Annotated in this window: 15 protein-coding genes; 2 read left to right on the top strand and 13 right to left on the bottom strand. The window is 72.1% G+C overall.

Going from position 1 to position 17622, the window contains the following annotated elements; translation table 11 throughout:
* Window positions 1-58: 58 nt before the first annotated feature.
* The 7 genes from AC3EN4_RS14860 to AC3EN4_RS14830 form a co-directional block, all read right to left on the bottom strand.
* Complete coding sequence (locus tag AC3EN4_RS14860) at window positions 59-1120, bottom strand: ABC transporter permease (protein ID WP_435206427.1); 1062 nt, start codon at window positions 1118-1120, stop codon at window positions 59-61.
* Window positions 1117-2010, bottom strand: coding sequence for an ABC transporter ATP-binding protein (locus AC3EN4_RS14855; protein WP_435206426.1), 894 nt, complete (start codon window positions 2008-2010; stop codon window positions 1117-1119). Before AC3EN4_RS14855 ends, AC3EN4_RS14860 begins: the two co-directional genes overlap by 4 nt.
* Window positions 2011-2091: 81 nt before the next feature.
* A complete protein-coding gene (locus tag AC3EN4_RS14850) occupies window positions 2092-2808 on the bottom strand; it encodes a response regulator (protein ID WP_435206425.1) in 717 nt (238 codons plus the stop codon).
* Window positions 2805-4142 carry a sensor histidine kinase gene (locus tag AC3EN4_RS14845; RefSeq protein WP_435206424.1) on the bottom strand — a complete coding sequence of 446 codons (1338 nt, stop codon included), beginning with the start codon at window positions 4140-4142 and terminating at the stop codon, window positions 2805-2807. Before AC3EN4_RS14845 ends, AC3EN4_RS14850 begins: the two co-directional genes overlap by 4 nt.
* A 101-nt stretch (window positions 4143-4243) precedes the next feature.
* A complete protein-coding gene (locus AC3EN4_RS14840; RefSeq protein WP_435206423.1) occupies window positions 4244-5194 on the bottom strand; it encodes a permease prefix domain 1-containing protein in 951 nt (316 codons plus the stop codon).
* Entirely contained in the window at window positions 5191-5532 is a 342-nt protein-coding gene (locus AC3EN4_RS14835) for a PadR family transcriptional regulator (protein WP_421475825.1), read from the bottom strand. The genes AC3EN4_RS14840 and AC3EN4_RS14835 overlap by 4 nt, the downstream gene beginning before the upstream one ends.
* Before the next feature lie 117 nt (window positions 5533-5649).
* Window positions 5650-6243: a hypothetical protein gene (locus AC3EN4_RS14830; RefSeq protein ID WP_435206422.1), complete on the bottom strand. Its 594-nt coding sequence runs from the start codon at window positions 6241-6243 to the stop codon at window positions 5650-5652.
* A gap of 122 nt (window positions 6244-6365) precedes the next feature.
* On the opposite strand from AC3EN4_RS14830, the gene AC3EN4_RS14825 reads away from it, so the two are divergent.
* Complete coding sequence (locus AC3EN4_RS14825; RefSeq protein WP_435206421.1) at window positions 6366-7829, top strand: serine/threonine-protein kinase; 1464 nt, start codon at window positions 6366-6368, stop codon at window positions 7827-7829.
* Window positions 7830-7853: 24 nt separating this feature from the next.
* Here AC3EN4_RS14825 and AC3EN4_RS14820 read toward each other — a convergent pair whose 3' ends face one another.
* From AC3EN4_RS14820 to AC3EN4_RS14810, 3 genes are all read right to left on the bottom strand, one after another.
* Window positions 7854-8378, bottom strand: coding sequence for a hypothetical protein (locus AC3EN4_RS14820; RefSeq protein ID WP_435206420.1), 525 nt, complete (start codon window positions 8376-8378; stop codon window positions 7854-7856).
* A complete protein-coding gene (locus tag AC3EN4_RS14815; protein ID WP_435206419.1) occupies window positions 8375-8914 on the bottom strand; it encodes an RNA polymerase sigma factor in 540 nt (179 codons plus the stop codon). Before AC3EN4_RS14815 ends, AC3EN4_RS14820 begins: the two co-directional genes overlap by 4 nt.
* A gap of 91 nt (window positions 8915-9005) precedes the next feature.
* Window positions 9006-9626 (bottom strand): L-threonylcarbamoyladenylate synthase, encoded by a 621-nt coding sequence (locus AC3EN4_RS14810; protein WP_435206418.1) that lies wholly within the window; start codon window positions 9624-9626, stop codon window positions 9006-9008.
* 143 nt (window positions 9627-9769) lie between these two features.
* Between AC3EN4_RS14810 and dnaE the strand changes: the two genes are divergently transcribed.
* Window positions 9770-13300 (top strand): DNA polymerase III subunit alpha, encoded by a 3531-nt coding sequence (dnaE, locus tag AC3EN4_RS14805; protein ID WP_435206417.1) that lies wholly within the window; start codon window positions 9770-9772, stop codon window positions 13298-13300.
* 56 nt (window positions 13301-13356) lie between these two features.
* On the opposite strand, the gene abc-f is transcribed toward dnaE, so the two are convergent.
* The 3 genes from abc-f to AC3EN4_RS14790 all read right to left on the bottom strand — a co-directional run bounded on the left by abc-f (window position 13357) and on the right by AC3EN4_RS14790 (window position 17613).
* Window positions 13357-14994, bottom strand: a complete 1638-nt coding sequence (gene abc-f, locus AC3EN4_RS14800; RefSeq protein ID WP_435206416.1) for a ribosomal protection-like ABC-F family protein — start codon at window positions 14992-14994, stop codon at window positions 13357-13359.
* A gap of 337 nt (window positions 14995-15331) precedes the next feature.
* Window positions 15332-16027 carry a response regulator gene (locus AC3EN4_RS14795; protein WP_435206415.1) on the bottom strand — a complete coding sequence of 232 codons (696 nt, stop codon included), beginning with the start codon at window positions 16025-16027 and terminating at the stop codon, window positions 15332-15334.
* Entirely contained in the window at window positions 16024-17613 is a 1590-nt protein-coding gene (locus AC3EN4_RS14790; protein ID WP_435206414.1) for an ATP-binding protein, read from the bottom strand. Before AC3EN4_RS14790 ends, AC3EN4_RS14795 begins: the two co-directional genes overlap by 4 nt.
* Window positions 17614-17622: the final 9 nt, after the last annotated feature.

Genomic DNA, 17622 nt, shown 5'->3' with positions numbered 1-17622 from the left:
CAGCGGGCGTCGGCCTCCGATCAGGACACCGACGCCCGCGTCGAGGCGGCCGACCGGCTCAGCCGATCGTCTCCCGCTCCCGCCAGGCGGTACGCAGCGAGGTTCGGCCGTTGGTGCGCAGCAGCGACCCCTCGTACACCCGGGCCCCGGCGAGGACGAACGCGCCGGCGGTGAGCAGCAGGACGACGAGCGAGACGATCGGCTCCCAGCCGGCCGCGTCGCCGGTGAACAGTCGCAGCGGCATGGCCGTGGGCGACGAGAACGGCAGGTAGGACAGCACCCGCATCGCGGTGGCGTTGTCGTTCAGGAAGATCACTGCGAAGAACGGCAGCATGACGGCGAGCTGCACCGGCGTCGACACCGCGGCGATGTCCTCCTGCCGGTTGGCCAGCGCGCCGGCCGCCGCCCACATGGCGGCGAGCAGCACGAAGCCGACGAGGAAGAACGGCACGAACCAGCCGATCGCCGGGGCGAGCAGGCTGAGCAGCCCCGCACTGTCGCCGATCTGCAGCCCGAGCACCGCCACCACGGCGATCAGGGCGATCTGCGCGAACGCCAGGATGGCCCCGGCCACCACCTTCCCGGCCAGCAGGGCCCGTACCGGCACCGCGGCGACCAGGATCTCCACGATCCGGGTCTGCTTCTCCTCGATGACGCTCTGCGCGATCTGCACGCCGAAGGTCTGCGAGGTGAGGAAGAAGACGAACGCGAAGACGAACGGCACCAGGAACGCCACCACCGGATCGACCGCGTCCGGGTCGAGCAGGCGGACGGTCGGCTGGGTGCTCAGGGCCCGCACCACGTCGTCGGGGGCGTCGTCCATGGCCAGGACGGCCGGTCCGGTGACCACCGCGGCATCCACGTCGTCGTCGCGGACGGCCTGCTCGGCGGCCCGGTCGTCGGGGACGACCCGTACCTCGAGCCCGGCGGCGCGCAGCGGGGCGGCCATGCTCTCGGTCGCCGCCACGGTGGACGGCCCGCCGGAGAACAGCGGGGGCAGGATGGTGCCCGCCGCGGCGATCAGCAGGAAGAACAGGGTGCCGAACAGGAAGGTGCGGTCGCGGAGCTTGACCCGGATCTCGCGTTCGGCGACCAGCCGGGTGGCCTGGGTGACGTTCACTGGGTGACCTCTCGGAAGATCTCGGTGAGCGAGGGGCTGACCGGGCGGAAGGAGCGGACCGGGCCGCGCTCCAGAGCCGCCCGCAGCACGGGCTGTTCGTCGGTGCCGGTCGGCAGGTCGAAGACCACCCGTGCGCCGTCCAACTCGACCACCGTCGCCCCGGGGTGGTCGCGTACCCAGCCGGCGTCGTGCTCCACGACCAGCTCGAACCGGGGCACGGTGTACGAGTCGCGCAGTTGCTGGCGGCTGCCGGCGGCCCGGATCACCCCGTCCCCGATGATCACCAGGTCGTCGCAGAGGCGTTCCACGACGTCGAGCTGGTGACTGGAGAAGAGCACCGGCACACCGGCCGAGGCCCGTTCCCGCAGCACGGCCACGACGGTCTCCACGGCCAGCGGGTCCAGGCCGGAGAACGGTTCGTCGAGCACCAGCATCTCGGGGTCGTGTACCAGCGCGGCGGCGATCTGGGCGCGCTGCTGGTTGCCGAGCGACAGCGTCTCCAGCAGGTCGTCGCCGCGTTCACCGAGCCCGACCCGGTCCAGCAGCGCGTCGGTGGAACGCCGGGCCCTGACGGCGTCCAACCCGTGCAGCCGACCCAGGTAGGTCACCTGCTCGCGGGTTGTCATCTTGGGATAGAGGCCCCGCTCCTCCGGCATGTAGCCGAAGCGCCGACGGTCCTGCCGGGTCAGCGTCGTGCCGCCCCAGCTCACCTCGCCGGCGTCCGGGGCGAGGACACCCAGAATGATCCGCATGGTGGTGGTCTTGCCGGCGCCGTTGGCGCCCACGAAACCGGTCATCCGGCCGGCGGACACCTCGAAGGACACGTTCCTGAGCACCTGACGGTCGCCGAAGCTACGGTCGACGCCGTCGAGGCGAAGCGTTCTGGTCACGCACCCACGCTAGATCGAGTACGCCGCCGCGCCGTCCGCCCGGCGGCTGAGCGGACGGGTCCGCCTCGCGGTGGACGCGGGTCACCCGCCGGGCCGGACCACCCCGTTCTCGTACGCGAACACCACGGCCTGCACCCGGTCACGCAGGCCGAGTTTGGCCAGCACCCGACTCACGTGCGTCTTCACCGTCGCCTCGCCCAGGTGGATGGTCGCGGCGATCTCCGCGTTGCTCGATCCGGCGGCGATCAGCATCAGCACCTCCCGCTCGCGCGGCGTCAGCTCGGCCAGCGCGGCCTCGGCGTCCGGGCCCCGGTAGGCGGTGCCCGCCGGGTCGCCGGGTCGGGCGAAGGTGGAGATCACCCGGCGGGTGATCTCCGGGGCGAGCAGACCATCGCCCCTGGCCAGCACCCGGATCGCCTCGACCAGCTCCTCCGGTGTGCCGTTCTTGAGCAGGAAGCCGCTGGCCCCGGCCCGCAGCGCGGCGAACAGGTAGTCGTCGCGGTCGAAGGTCGTGAGGATCAACACCGCGGGGGCCCCGGGGCCGTCGGCGACGATCCGCCGGGTGGCCTCCAGGCCGTCCATCCCGGGCATCTCCACATCCATGAGTACGACGTCGGGGCGGGTGGCCCGGGTCATGCTGACGGCCCGTTCGCCGTCGGCGGCCTCGCCGACCACCTCGATGTCGTCCTCCACCTCCAGGATGACCCGGAAGCCGGTACGGACGAGGTGCTGGTCGTCGGCGAGCAGCACCCGGACCGTCGGGCCGACGTCGGACGCGTGCTGGGCTGTCACGCTCACGCCGGGGACTCCGCGTCGGCTGCCGCCAGGTGATGGTCGGCCGGCTCCCGCTGCGGGCTGATCGTGCGCACCGCCGACCCGTCGAGGGGGAAGCGGGCGCGGACCCGCCAGCCGCCGCCGGTTCGTTGCCCGACCTCCAGGTCGCCGTCGTGGGCGGCGACCCGTTCGCGCATGCCGAGCAGGCCCAGTCCGCCGGTGTCGGCCCGGCCACCGCCGCGCCCGTCGTCGGTCACGTCGACCTCCACCTCCCGGGCCAGGTAGCGGACCCGTACGTCCAGCAGCGCCGCCTCGGCGTGCTTCAGGGTGTTGGTCACCGCCTCCTGCGTCACCCGGTAGGCCGTCTGGGAGACCGACTCGGGCAGCGCGACCGGGTCGCCGTACACCCCGAGGGTCGCCGTGAGGCCGGCGGCCCGGGCCCGCTCGACCAGCTCGCCGATCCGTTCGACGCCGCCGGCCGGCGGCGTCGCGGCGTCGGTGCCGGTGGAGGTCCGCAGCACGCCGAGCATCCGGCGCAGCTCGTCGACGGCGGTGCGGGCGCTCTGTTCGATGGCCGTCAGCGCGGTGCGGGCCTTGCCCGGGTCGCGGTCGAACACCCGCCGGCAGGCGGATGCCTGCACGCCCATCACCGACACGTGGTGGGCGACCACGTCGTGCAACTCCCGGGCGATCCGGACGCGTTCGCCGAGCACCGCCCGTTCCCGGGCGGTGGCCTGCGACCGGCGCAGGTCCTCGGCCTGGGCGCGCAGCTCGTGCTCGCGGCGGGCGGCCACCCAGGCGGTCTCACCGAAGAAGTACGCGAAGCCGAGGACCAGCACGTTGAGCAGCACGCCGGTGACCATCATGGCGAGCCTCGGCGGCACCGGACCGACCGCGTCGGAGAAGGCATCCGCCGGGATGTGGTCGATCATCACCGCGTAGTAGATCCCCAACCAGGCGAACATCGCGGCGATCACGCCGATGCGCAGCCGACGGGCCAGTTGGCGGTTCCGCCCCCAGGCGCCGACGGTGTAGAGCGTGCAGAACAGGGCCCACGCGGAGAACTGGGTCTCCGGTGCCGAGCGGGCCTGAGCGGCGACGAACACCACCGCGACGACCAGCAGCGTCGCGCCCGGCCACCGCCGTCGCCAGATCAGCGGCACGGTCACGGCGACGGTCCAGAACAGCTGCTCCGGCCCGGACGGCGGCGGACCCAGCAGGAACGCTCCGGTGCTGCGGGCCAGGGTGAGGCTGACCAACGCCAGCGCGGTGATCCCCAGGCCGATCCAGATGTCGTTTCGGCGCTGTTCCGCCGTCGGACCCGGTCGGGCCCACTCCTCCCGCGTTACCGTGCTCATCCAGGAACGATGCCACGTCGCTCGGCAGCCCGTCGACCAGGCGGGTCGACGGGCGGCGGCCCGGCGCGGGGTACGCGCCGGGCCGCCGTCTGCGGTGTCGCTCAAGCGGTCGTCTGCTGGCGGGTCTTGCGGGCGGTGTCGATCAGGTCCCAGACCACGATCGCGGCTGCGCCGACCGCGATGGCCAGGCCGAGACCGTCCCGGTTGTCGGGCTCCGCCACCCAGCTCAGGCGCTCGGCCAGCGCCGGGTTGAGCAGCCGGTCGGAGAGCGCCAGCCAGGCCAGCGGCACCGCGAACGCCAGGTCGAGCAGCACCTTCGTGCCGAACAGGGGCCAGGTCCAGCGGTCGATCCGGTACTTGACGATCTCGAAGACAACGCTGAGGACCAGCACCCCGATCAGGGCCGGCAGCCAGAACGACCACAGCGCCGGGTCGAGGATGGCGATGTTCTCGCCGTCGGTGCCGTTCACCCAGGAGTGGTAGTGCTGCAACGGCAGGTACGCGATGGTCAGCACCAGCATGATCACGGATGCGATGGTGTCGGCGAGAGGGATGCCCCGTCGCACCGGCGCGTCGGGCAGTTGGTCGACGGTCCACCTCGGCAGGTCCACGGCCGTCTGGGTGCGCTCGATGACGGCGAAGGTCAGGGTGAGCCAGAAGGCGATCTGCACGGCCACCTGCATGGCCGTCACGATGCCGGGACCGATGGCGCCGAAGCCCTTTCCTTCCGCCGCCTCGACCACCGTGACGATCGTGCCGACGAGCGCCGGGATGAAGCTGAGCAGCAGCTTCAGCAGTCGCAGCCAGATCAGGTAGTAGGTCGGGCCGATGAGTTGCAGCCGGCGGTCGGCGTACCGGGCGGCGAGCAGGTCGGGGTTGCCCAGCTCGGTGAGCACCTCCCGCTCGGCGGTGGTGGCGTCCTGCCCGCCGTCGGTCCGGCCCTCGATCATGTCGTCGATGGAGGCGCGCAACTCGGTGGCGATCTCGTCGCGGCGCGGGGCGGGCACCGAGCGCAGGGTGGCGGCGAGGTAGCGATCGGTCAGGGTGTTCATCGGTCCGCTCCTTGGATCAAGCCGTTGATGGAGGTCTGTACGGCGGCGAGGTCGTCCAGGAGCCGGCTCAGCATCGACTCGCCCTCGTCGCTGGTCCGGTAGAACTTGCGCGGTCGGCTCTCCTCGGTGTTCCACTCGCTGGTCAGCAGGCCCTGGTCCTCCAGGCGGCGCAGCAGCGGGTAGAGCGTGTTGGCGTCCACCGGGAAACCGTGGTCGGTGAGCCGTTGCAGCAGTGCGTAGCCGTAGTCCGGTCGCCGGAGCGCGACCAGGCTGGCCACCACGACGGTGCCTCGACGCAACTCCTGCAGATGCGTCCGTAGAACGTCCTCGCTAACCATGCGTCACACCATACTGTGTGGCACACACTGTTGTCTACGCCGATGTCATTGTGTCGGCTGCGGGTACGCGAAGCGGGGCGCCCGGTCGACACCGGACGCCCCGCCACCTGCGCGGTATCAGCAGGACCCGCCCTGGCGGAAGTTCCGCTCGACGTAGTCGGCCGGACCGACCTGGAAGTAGCCCACGCCCGGCCGGATCGGGTGCCCGGTGAACAGCTCCACCCGCGACCCGACGCGAACCAGGTACGCCTCGGCGTCCCCCGCGTCGTTACGGATCATCGACCCGCGCGCGCCGTAGATCGCCTCCAACTCCGCGAAGGACATGCCGACCCTGGCCCCGGCGGGCGACTGCGGCGGTGCGGTCGCCGTGCCGACCTCCACCAGTCGTCCGTCGCGGAAGGCCAGCAGGAGGACACCGGCCCAGGAACCGGTCACGCCGGCGTTGACCACCGTGCCGCAGCCCGGCGCGGTCCAGCCGATGTGTCCGGCCGCGGTGAGCGCCGCCAGGCTGGCGCCGATCCGGTACACGCCGGCGCCGCGGACGCTGAGCACCCGCGGGTGGGTGTGCCCGGGGGCGGGCGGGTCGTACGCCGGGGCCGCCGCGACGCCGCCGGCCGGGGGCGCTGCCGCCGCCGGGCCCGCGACGGTCATCGGGACGAGCGTGCCGAGCGCCAGCGCGGCGGTGGTGAGAAGGATCGAGGGACGATTCATGGTGCGCTCCTTCGGTGATGGGTCTCCTGCCCTGTTAGTCACCGCGCCGGCGTCAGCGGTTCGTCGGCTTCCCGACCGACCCGGTCTACTGTGAGGAGACCGAGCTGGCCGGGGGTGACACGGTGACGGCTCCGCAGCGGATCGGGCCCTACGCCATCGAGCGACTGCTGGGCGTCGGCTCGTTCGCGACGGTCTGGTTGGGCTACGACGCGGTGCTCGACGCGCGGGTGGCGATCAAGGTGCTGGCCGAGAACTGGAGCCACGACCTGCGGGTCCGGGAACGCTTCCTCGACGAGGCCCGACTGTTGCGCCGCCTGGAGCAGGACCGGCTGATCCGGGTGCACACCGTCGGTGAGTTGCCCGACGGCCGGCCGTACGCGGTCCTGGCCTGGGCGGACCGGGGGAGCCTGCGGGACCGCCTCGACCGGGGCGAGATCCCCTCGCCGACCGCGCTGCGGCTGCTCGGCGAGGTCTGCGCCGGGGTCGCCGTGCTGCACCGGCACGGCGTCGTGCACCGGGACCTCACCCCCGGCAACGTCCTGTTCCGCTCCGCCGGCCCGGACGCTCCCGACGCCGAACAGGTGCTGATCGCCGACCTCGGCCTCGCCAAGGCGCTCGCCGCCGCCTCGGGGCTGACCGCCCGGGCCGGCACCCCCGGCTACATGGCCCCTGAGCAGGACGACCCGGGGGCGGTGGTCGACACCCGCGCCGACGTGTACGGGCTCGGCCGGCTCGGCGTCCGGCTGCTGGCCGCCGACCCGCTGGACGCGCAGCCGTCCCGGCCCGGCCCGCCCCCGGATCTCCGGCTCCGCGAGGATGTGCCACCGGCGGTGGCGGCGGTGCTCGCGCGGGCGACCGCGTACCACCCGGCCGACCGCTATCCCGACGCCGCAGCCCTGCGGGCCGCGTTGACCCGCGCGTGCGACCTGGCGGAGCGGCCCGTCGCCCTGACCCGGGCGGGTGGCCCGCAAGGGCTGGTTGCGGCGGCCGGTTCGGGGCAGCGGCCACCGTCACCTCGGCCGAAGGTCCGCCGTCCGCGCCGCTCGCTGCTCGCCGGGGTGGCCGTCGTGGTCGCCGTCGCGGTGAGCCAGGTGGCCGCCGAACCGGGAGGCACCGGGTCGGGCCGGTCGGCGGGCGGCGCGTACACGACCGGGCCGCTGACCGTGGCGTTGCCGCCCGGCTGGTCCGCCACGGGAGCGACCTGGGCCGGCCAGTACGGCGCCGACGGCGAACCCGAACCAGCCCTGGTGATGTCGCCGCGACCCCGCCGCTGGGCCGCCGACCTCCGACTGCCCGGCGCGTTCGTCGGCCTCTCGGCCACCACGGCGGCCCGCACCACGCCGGCCGGCTTCCTGGCCGAGCGCACGCACGGGGACTGCGCGCCCACGCCGGCCCGCACCACCCGACAGGCGGGCGTGGCCTGGACGGTGGTGCTCTACGTCTGCGACCGGGGCCGGCCGCGGATCGTCGAGTCGGCCGGCCTGCACCCCGACGGCTCCGCCCTGCTGTACGTGCAGATCGCCCCGCCGGAGGGCAGCGGGCCCGAGTTCGTGGACACCCTGCTCGCCGGTGTACGGGTGCGCTGACCCGCCCCGGGGCAGACCAGCCCGTCAGCGGACCACCACGGTGATGGTGTGCTCCCGACCCTCCTTCGGAATCGTCACGGCGACGGTGCCGGGGCGGACGAAGCGAACGTCCACCACGCCCGCCTCGTACTGCTGGGAGACCAGCTCCGGGCGGTCCACGGTGACGAGCCCGGGCCCGATGCCCTGGATCCGTAACACCGCACCGGTCGCGAAGCAGAGCGACCGCAGCAGCTCGATCTCGGTCTCGGCGAGCGGCAGGTCGTAGCGGACCGCGCCCAGACAGGCCGGTGTCGCGGGCGTCGGCGGGGCAGTCGTCCGGGGCGTACCCCGTGGTTTGGGTGGTGCGGGCGGACGCCCGCTGGTCGGCGGCGGTCGGGACGGCGACGCGGTGGGCGCGGGGGTCGCGGAGATCGCCGAGGGTGTCGGCGTCGGTGGGGTCGGGCCGGGCGGCTGGACGGGCAGCGGCGAGACGGCCTCGGCGCCGCAGGCCGCGACCCCCACGGTGGCCGCGAGGACGACGGCGAGCCGGCGCAACGACGCCGGGCTCATCCCGCGTCGAGCCGTTGCCGGACCTGGCGCCGGGCCAGGTGCAACCGGGACTTCACCGTGCCCACCGGAAGGTCGAGCAGGGCGGCGATCTCCGGGTAGCTCAGCCCGAGCACGTCGCGCAGGGCCACCACCTCGGCGTGGTCGGGGTGGACCGCGTCGAACGCGTCGAGCAGATCGAGGCGGGTGCCCGCGACCACGCTGGTCCGTCGGGGATCGGCCTGATCGGGCACCGGAACGCCGCCGGCCTCCAGTCGACAGCGGCGGCGCAGCGTGCGGTACGTGGAGCGGGCCCGATTGGCGGCCAGCCGATGCAGCCAGGTGCGGAACGAGGAGCGACCCTCGAACCGGGTGATGCCGCCGGCCAGCGCCAGGAGTGTGTCCTGGCAGGCTTCCTCGGCGTCCTGGCGGTTGGGCAGGAAGCGGGCGCACAGCCGCAGCACCTCCGGACGCACCGCGACCAGCAGGGCGTCCAGCGCCGCCGGGTCACCCTGCGCGGCGCGACGGGCCAGGGCGTCGAGATCAGCGGAGTCGGGCATGCCGGGTGTCCAATGCTCGCCGGTGGCCGATCCCCAAGCGTACGGCCGTCGGCGCTGGTCCGTCCTCGTCCGGTCCGGCACCCGACCCGGGCTACTCGAAGCGGGACACGTCTCCGGCGCCCCGGCGCAGGATCTCCGGCTCCGGACCGGACAGGTCGATCACCGTCGTCGGCTCCATGCCGCACTCGCCGGCGTCCAGTACCGCGTCGAGCTGGTGGTCGAGCTGTTCCTTGATCTCCCACCCCTGCGTCATCGGCTCGTCCTCGCCGGGCAGCGTCAGGGTGCTGGACACCAGTGGCTCGCCCAATTCGGCCAGCAGCGCCTGGGTCACCGTGTGCCGGGGCACCCGTACGCCGACGGTCCGCTTCTTCGGGTGCAGCATCCGGCGGGGCACCTCCCTGGTGGCCGGCAGGATGAACGTGTAGCTGCCCGGCGTGGACGCCTTCACCAGCCGGAACACCGCATTGCTGATCTGCACGAACTGGCCGAGCTGCGCGAAGTCCCGGCAGACCAGGGTGAAGTGGTGCCGATCGTCGAGGTGCCGGATATGCCGGATGCGGTCGAGGCCGTCCTGGTTACCGAGCTGGATGCCGAGCGCGTAGCAGGAGTCGGTGGGGTAGGCGACCAGGCCGCCGCCCCGGACCAGGTCGGCCACCTGCCGGATCACGCGGGGCTGCGGGTTCTCCGGGTGTACGTCGTAGTACCTCGCCATCTGTCGAGCCTATGCCGATCCGGTGCGGACAGGAGACGCGGACCACCCTCGGCGCGGACGGTGGAGCCGCCGAGATCACCTCGGTAGGGTAGGTGCCGGTCGGCTCCGACCACCTAGATCCACACCGCCGGGGGGCGCCACGCATGGCTGATTCGTTCGCGCATCTGCACGTGCACACCGAGTACTCGATGCTCGACGGAGCGGCCCGGTTGAAGGACCTGTTCGCCGAGGCCAACCGGCTGGGCATGCCGGCGGTGGCGATCACCGACCACGGCAACATGCACGGCGCGAACGACTTCTACAACCAGGCGATGGCCGCCGGGATCACCCCGATCCTGGGCGTCGAGGCGTACGTGGCGCCGGAGTCGCGCTACCACAAGGCGCGGGTCAAGTGGGGTCGGCCGGAGCAGAAGAGCGACGACGTCTCGGGTAACGGCGCGATCACCCACAAGACCATGTGGGCGAAGAACGCGCAGGGCCTGAAGAACCTGTTCACCCTCAACTCGCGGGCGTCCATGGAGGGGCACTACGTCAAGTGGCCCCGGATGGACATGGAGCTGATCGCCGAGCACGCCGAGGGGATCATGGCCACCACGGGCTGCCCGTCGGGGGCGGTGCAGACCCGGCTGCGGCTGGGGCAGTTCGACGAGGCGCTCAAGGTCGCGGCGAGCTACCAGGACATCTTCGGCAAGGAGAACTACTTCCTGGAGATCATGGATCACGGCCTCGACATCGAGCGCCGGGTCCGCGACGGCCTCACCGAGATCGCCCGCAAGCTGGACATCCCGCCGGTGGTCACCAACGACTCGCACTACACGCACGAGGCGCAGGCCACCGCGCACGACGTGCTGCTCTGCGTGCAGACCGGCAGCAACATCGACGACCCCAACCGGTTCCGGTTCGAGGGCGGCGGCTACTTCGTCAAGAGCGCCGACCAGATGCGCGCGGTCGACTCGTCCGAGCTGTGGCAGCAGGGCTGCCGCAACACCCTGCTGGTCGCCGAGAAGGTCGACCCGAAGGGCATGTTCGAGTTTCACAACCTGATGCCGCGCTTCCCGGTGCCCGAGGGCGAGACCGAGGAGTCCTGGTTCCGCAAGGAGACCTTCGCCGGCCTGGCCCGCCGCTACCCGAACGGCATCCCCGAGGGGCACGTCGTCCAGGCCGAGTACGAGCTGGGCGTCATCAACCAGATGGGCTTCCCGTCGTACTTCCTCGTGGTGGCCGACTTCATCCAGTGGGCCAAGAAGCAGGGCATCGCGGTGGGCCCGGGCCGTGGTTCGGCCGCCGGCTCGCTCGTCGCGTACGCGCTGGGCATCACCGACCTGGACCCGATCCCGCACGGCCTGATCTTCGAGCGGTTCCTCAACCCCGAGCGGGTCTCGATGCCGGATGTCGACATCGACTTCGACGAGCGCCGGCGCGGTGAGGTGATCAAGTACGTCACCGACAAGTGGGGTGAGGACAAGGTCGCCCAGATCGCCACGTTCGGCACGATCAAGGCGAAGGCCGCGATCAAGGACTCGGCGCGGGTACTCGGTTTCCCGTACGCGGTCGGCGACCGGATCACCAAGGCCATGCCGCCGGCCGTGATGGGCAAGGACATCCCGCTCACCGGCATCTTCGACCCGAAGCACCCCCGGTACGCCGAGGCGGGCGAGATCCGCGGCCTGTACGACTCCGACCCGGACGTGCGCAAGGTGATCGACACGGCGAAGGGCATCGAGGGGCTGATCCGCCAGACCGGCGTGCACGCCGCCGGCGTCATCATGTCCGCCGAGCCGATCATCGAGCACATCCCGCTGATGCGCCGCGACGCGGACGGCGCGATCATCACGCAGTTCGACTACCCGACCTGCGAGTCGCTCGGGCTGCTGAAGATGGACTTCCTCGGCCTGCGCAACCTGACGATCATCGACGACGCGGTCAAGAACATCGAGCTGAACCACGGCGAGAAGCTCGACCTGTTGGGCCTGCCGCTGGACGACAAGGCCGCGTACGAGCTGCTGGCCCGCGGTGACACCCTGGGCGTGTTCCAGCTCGACGGCGGGCCGATGCGGTCGCTGCTGCGGCTGATGAAGCCGGACAACTTCGAGGACATCTCGGCCGTGCTGGCGCTGTACCGGCCCGGCCCGATGGGCGTCGACTCGCACACCAACTATGCGCTGCGCAAGAACGGCCTCCAGGAGATCACCCCGATCCACCCGGAGCTGGAGGAGCCGCTGCGGGAGATCCTGGCCCCGACGCACGGCCTGATCGTCTACCAGGAGCAGGTGCAGCGGGCCGCGCAGATCCTCGCCGGCTACACGCTCGGCCAGGCGGACCTGCTGCGCCGGGCGATGGGTAAGAAGAAGAAGGAGATCCTCGACAAGGAGTTCATCCCGTTCCGGGACGGCTGCCGCGAGCGCGGCTACTCCGACGAGGCGATCCAGGCGGTGTGGGACGTCCTGGTGCCGTTCGCCGGGTACGCCTTCAACAAGGCGCACTCCGCCGCGTACGGCCTGGTCTCGTACTGGACGGCGTACCTGAAGGCGCACTACCCGGCCGAGTACATGGCCGGGCTGCTCACGTCCGTCGGCGACGACAAGGACAAGATGGCGCTGTACCTGTCCGAGTGCCGCCGGATGCGCATCCAGGTGCTGCCGCCGGACGTGAACACCTCGGCCGGGCCGTTCACCCCGGTCGGCAAGGACATCCGCTTCGGCCTGGCGGCGGTCCGCAACGTCGGCGCGAACGTGGTCGCCTCGATCATGCGGTGCCGTGAGGAGAAGGGCGAGTACACCGACTTCTACGACTTCCTGTCCAAGGTGGACGCGGTGGTCTGCAACAAGAAGACGATCGAATCGCTGATCAAGGCGGGCGCGTTCGACTCCATGGAGCACCCCCGCAAGGGCCTGCTCGCGGTGCACGCCGACGCCATCGACGCGTACGCCGACGTCAAGCGCAAGGAGGCCGTCGGCCAGTACGACCTGTTCGGCGCCGGCTTCGGCGACGCCGACACCGGCAGCACGACGGTGATGCCGGTCATCGGCGACAGCGAGTGGGAGAAGCGCGACAAGCTGGCCTTCGAACGCGAGATGCTCGGCCTGTACGTCTCCGACCACCCGCTGTTCGGCCTGGAACACATCCTGGGCGCGGCGGCCGACACCACCATCGCCTCCCTCGCGGAGGACGGGGCGGTGCCCGACGGGGCGGTCGTCACCCTCGCCGGCATCCTCTCCGGCGTGCAGCGGCGGGTCACCAAGCAGGGCCGGGCGTGGGCCTCGGCCACTCTGGAGGACCTGGCCGGTGGCGTGGAGACGCTGTTCTTCCCGAACACCTACGAGGTGATCGGCCAGTACATCGCCGAGGACGCCATCGTGGTGGTCAAGGGCCGTGTCGACCGCCGCGACGACACCCCACGGATCATGGCGATGGACATGTCCATGCCGGACGTCAGCACCAGCGCCACCAACAAGCCGGTCACCCTCACCATCCCGGTGCACCGGTGCACGCCGCCGCTCGTGGAACGGCTCAAGGAGACCCTGGTGCTGCACCCCGGCGACACCGAGGTGCACGTCAAACTCCTCAACGGCGGTCGTACCACCACCCTGCGGCTCGGGCCGTTCCGGGTAGCGGCGACGACCGCGCTGATGGGTGACCTGAAGAGCGTCCTCGGCCCGGCCAACGTGAGCTGACCGGCCGCGCGACCCGGCCGGCGCACGTCCGGCCGGGCCGCGCGACGCCGCCGTGCTCAGACCTGGTCGGGGGCCGCGATCTCGAGGAGCTGGCCGTCGGCCAGCCGCAGCCACCGCTGTACGCCGATCTCGGCCAGGAACCGCTCGTCGTGGCTCACCACGACAAAAGCGCCCTGGTACGCGGTCAGCGCGCTCTCCAGTTGGCCGACGCTGACCAGGTCCAGGTTGTTGGTCGGCTCGTCGAGCAGCAGCAGTTGCGGCGCGGGCTCGGCGCAGAGCACACACGCCAGGGTGGCCCGCAGCCGTTCCCCGCCGGAGAGCACCCCGACGGGCAGGTTGACCCGGTTACCCCGGAACAGGAACCGGGCCAGCAGGTTCATCCGTCGGGCGTCCGGCAGGCTCGGCGCGTACGCGGCGAAGTTCTCCGCCACCGTACGGTCGAGGTCCAGCAGGTCGAGGCGCTGCGACAGGTACGCGATCCGGCCGTCCGCCCGCTTGATGTCGCCGCCGGCAGCTTCGAGGTCGCCGTTGATGAGGCGCAGCAGGGTCGACTTGCCGACGCCGTTCGCCCCGGTGAGCGCGATCCGTTCCGGACCCCGGATCGTCAGGTCGGCCCCGTCGCCGCCGAACAGCTCCCGGTCGTCGAAGCGGGCCCGCATCCCCGTACCCGTGAAGACCGTCCGTCCGGCCGGGACGGTGGTGTCCGGCAGCTCCACGACGATCCGGTCCTCCTCGCGGACCGCCCGGCCGGCCTCGTCCAGCCGGGCCTTGGCCTCGCCGAGCCGGGCCGAGTGCGTCCCCTGCGCCTTGCCCGCCGACTCCTGCGCGCTGCGCTTGAGCCCGCCGGCGACGATCCGGGCCAGACCGGCGTTCTTCAGGTTCTTGGACGCGTTGCTGGCCCGCCGGTCGGCCCGCTCGCGGGCCTGCTGCATCTCCCGCTTCTCCCGCTTGACCTCCTGCTCCGCGTTGCGCAGGTTGCTCTCGGCCACCTCACGCGCCGCCCGCACCGCCTCGGTGTACGCGGTGAAGTTGCCCCCGTACCAGCGGATCTCGCCGCGGTCCAGCTCGGCGATGCGGTCCATCCGGTCCAGCAGCTCCCGGTCGTGGCTGACCAGCAGCAGGCATCCGGACCAGTCGGTGAGCACGTCGTAGAGCTTGTGCCGGGCCGCCAGGTCCAGGTTGTTGGTCGGCTCGTCGAGCAGCAGCACGTCCGGTCGGCGCAGCAGCTGCGCGGCCAGCCCGAGGGAGACCACCTGGCCGCCGCTGAGCGTACGCAGCGGCCGGTCGAGCGACAGCTCGCCGAGGCCGAGCCGGTCCAGCTCGGAGCGGGTGCGCTCCTCGATGTCCCAGTCGTCGCCGATGGTGGCGAAGTGGGCCTCGCTCGCGTCGCCGGCCTCGATGGCGTGCAGCGCCGCGATCCGTTCGGCGACGCCGAGCACCTGCGCCACGGCCAGGTCACCGGCGAGCGGCAGGGTCTGCGGCAGGTACCCGAGCAGACCGTCGACGGTGACGCTGCCGCCGGTGGGCCGCAGCTCCCCGGCGATCAGCCGCAGCAGCGTGCTCTTGCCCGCGCCGTTGGGCGCGACCAGACCGGTGCGACCGCCGGGGACGCTGAAGGACAACTCCGAGAAGACCGGGGTGTCGTCCGGCCAGGAGAAGGACAGGTTCGAGCAGACGATGAATGCGTCAGACATGGTGGTTGACCTCGAAGGGGTGGGCGGGGCGCGCGTAAGGCGCCCGACGACGAACCGGGACCGGTGGAACGACGACATGGCCACGCCGGCCGCGCACACGCGCGCCGAACCGATGGCCGAACACGTCCGGTCTCACCCGGAGATGTCGTCGTCACCCGCCATGTCTGGTCTCCCTGGTCGTACTGCTACCCGACCGAACGAGTCTAACAACGGATCTCCGCCCCGCCACGGAGTTCCCCCACATCCGCGATCTTGCACTTTGTGTTGAGGAAATGTCGCTATTGCAGGTAATGGTCCCCGCAGAAAGTGCAAGATCGGCGAGGTGTGTCGTCTGACCTCAGCGGGGGCGGTACTCGACCTCGGGGCGGCCGGGGGTGCCGTAGCGGGGTTGGCGGACGGCGCGGTCGATCGTCACCAGGTACTCCAGGTAGCGGCGGGCGGTCACCCGGGAGATGCCGGTCGCCGCGCTCACCTCGGTCGCCGACAGCCCCATCCCCGGGTGGGACCCGTCGGCCAGCGCGGCGCGTACCCGGGTGAGGGTCTGCGCGTCGAGCCCTTTGGGCAGGCTGTGCCCGGTCGTGCCGCGCAGGGTCGCGAACATCCGGTCCACGTCGTGCTGGGCGGCCACCTCGCCGTCGGCGAGCGCCTGGGCGCGGTAGTCCGCGTAGCGTTCCAGCTTGTCGCGGAACGCCGCGAACGTGAACGGCTTGAGCAGGTAGTGGGTCACGCCGAGGGACACCGCGGTGCGCACCACCGCCAGGTCCCGCGCGGACGTCACGGCGAGCACGTCGACGCTGCTGCCCGCCGCGCGCAGCGCCCGGCAGACGTCCAGGCCGTGCAGGTCGGGCAGCCGAAAATCCAGGAGTACGAGGTCCACCTCGCCGCCGTCGTTGGCGCGCAGGGCGGCCATCGCCGCCCGTGCGGTGTGTGCCACCCCGACCACCGCGAAACCGGGCACCCGCTCGGTGTACGCGGCGTGCGCCTCGGCCAGCAGCGGCTCGTCCTCGACCACGAGCACCCGGATGTTGGTCATCGTGGACTCCGGGCCGGTAGGCGGACGGTGAACTGGCTGCCGCCCGCGTCCGAGCGGGTCACCTCGGCGCTGCCGCCGTGCCGGCGGACCACCTGCCCGATCAGAGCCAGCCCCAGACCCCGTCCGGTGCTCTTGGTGGACCAGCCGCGTCGGAACGCGTCCGCCACCCGCTCCTTCGCCAGCCCGGGTCCGCTGTCGGCGACCCGGACCACCAGCTCGTCGTCGACCGTGCCGACGAAGACCCGTACGGTGCGCGGCGGGGGCGTACCGGCGACCGCCTCCAGGGCGTTGTCGACGAGGTTTCCGACGACGGTGAGCAGGTCGTTGGTCGGCAGCGGGCTGTCGTCGAGGTGGCAGTCGGGCTCGATCACCAGGTCCACGCCGCGTTCCCCGGCCTGCGCGGACTTGCCGAGCAGCAGGGCGGCCAGGGCCGGCTCGGTGACCGCGTCGACGACCCGGTCGGTGAGCTGCTGGGCGAGGGCGAGGTCCCGGGTGCCGAGCCGGACGGCCTCGTCGGCCCGGCCCAGCTCCACCAGGGTGAGGACGGTGTGCAGCCGGTTGGCCGACTCGTGCGTCTGCGCCTGCAACGCCTGGGTGAGCGCGCGAACCGAGTCCAGCTCGCTGGCCAGGGTTCGTAGCTCGGTCTGGTCGCGCAGGGTCAGCACGGTGCCCAGCGCCGCGCCCTCGAAGCGAGCGGTGCGCTGGTTGGCCACCAGTACCCGGTCACCGGCCAGCAGCGGCTCGTCGAGGGCGTCACGGCCGTCCGCGAGCAGTTCGGCCACCGCCGGTGGCAGGTCGACCTCGGCCACCGGTTGGTCGGTGACCGGCTGGTCGGCGTCGAGCCCCAGCAGTCGCCGGCCCTCGTCGTTGACCAGCGCCACCCGCCGGTCGGTGGTCAGCACGACGAGACCCTCGCGCACCGAGTGCAGGACGGCGTCGTAGTACTCGTACATCCGGGTCATCTGCGCCGGTCCCAGACCGTGGGTCTGGCGGCGCAGCCGGCGGCTGAGCAGCCACGAGCCGGTCGCGGCGAGCGCGAGCGCCGGCGCCGCCACGCCGAGCAGCACGGGGAGTTGGCGCAGCAGCTTGCGGTTGATCTCGCGGGTGGTGATGCCCACCGAGACCAGGCCGACGATGCGCTGCCGCTGGTCGTACACCGGGACGACCGCGCGCACCGACTCGCCGAGCGTCCCGACGTTTGTGGTGGTGAACGGGTGGCCGGCCAGGGCGGGCCCGATCTCGCCGACGAACGGCTCGCCGATCCGCTCCCGGGTGGGATGGGAGAAGCGGGTGCGGTCGGGGGCCATCACCACCACGAAGTCGGTGCCCGTGGCGTGCCGGGTCGACTCGGCGTACGGCTGCAGGATGCTGGCGGGGTCGGCGGTGGTGAGGGCTGCGCGGACGTCGGGGGAGTTGGCCACGGTCTGCGCCACGGCGAGCACCTCCTCCTGCGCGGCCTGGCGGGAGTCGGCGCGGGCCAGCCAGACGGCACCCGCCGCGCCGGCCAGCACGAGCAGCGTCACCACCACCGCCTGGAGGGCGAAGAGCTGCCCCGCGATGCTCCACTGCCGTCGGGTCACCGCCATCGTCCCCTC

The organism is Micromonospora sp. bgisy143 (assembly GCF_057708145.1).
This window is presented reverse-complemented; position numbering and strand designations above follow the sequence as displayed.

Coding starts and splice junctions, on each gene's coding strand:
- AC3EN4_RS14845 (WP_435206424.1), bottom strand. CDS start 4,142: ATGAGCACGGTAACGCGGGAGGAGTGGGCCCGACCGGGTCCGACGGCG.
- AC3EN4_RS14840 (WP_435206423.1), bottom strand. CDS start 5,194: ATGAACACCCTGACCGATCGCTACCTCGCCGCCACCCTGCGCTCGGTG.
- AC3EN4_RS14835 (WP_421475825.1), bottom strand. CDS start 5,532: ATGGTTAGCGAGGACGTTCTACGGACGCATCTGCAGGAGTTGCGTCGA.
- AC3EN4_RS14830 (WP_435206422.1), bottom strand. CDS start 6,243: ATGAATCGTCCCTCGATCCTTCTCACCACCGCCGCGCTGGCGCTCGGC.
- AC3EN4_RS14820 (WP_435206420.1), bottom strand. CDS start 8,378: ATGAGCCCGGCGTCGTTGCGCCGGCTCGCCGTCGTCCTCGCGGCCACC.
- AC3EN4_RS14815 (WP_435206419.1), bottom strand. CDS start 8,914: ATGCCCGACTCCGCTGATCTCGACGCCCTGGCCCGTCGCGCCGCGCAG.
- AC3EN4_RS14810 (WP_435206418.1), bottom strand. CDS start 9,626: ATGGCGAGGTACTACGACGTACACCCGGAGAACCCGCAGCCCCGCGTG.
- dnaE (WP_435206417.1), top strand. CDS start 9,770: ATGGCTGATTCGTTCGCGCATCTGCACGTGCACACCGAGTACTCGATG.
- abc-f (WP_435206416.1), bottom strand. CDS start 14,994: ATGTCTGACGCATTCATCGTCTGCTCGAACCTGTCCTTCTCCTGGCCG.
- AC3EN4_RS14795 (WP_435206415.1), bottom strand. CDS start 16,027: ATGACCAACATCCGGGTGCTCGTGGTCGAGGACGAGCCGCTGCTGGCC.
- AC3EN4_RS14790 (WP_435206414.1), bottom strand. CDS start 17,613: ATGGCGGTGACCCGACGGCAGTGGAGCATCGCGGGGCAGCTCTTCGCC.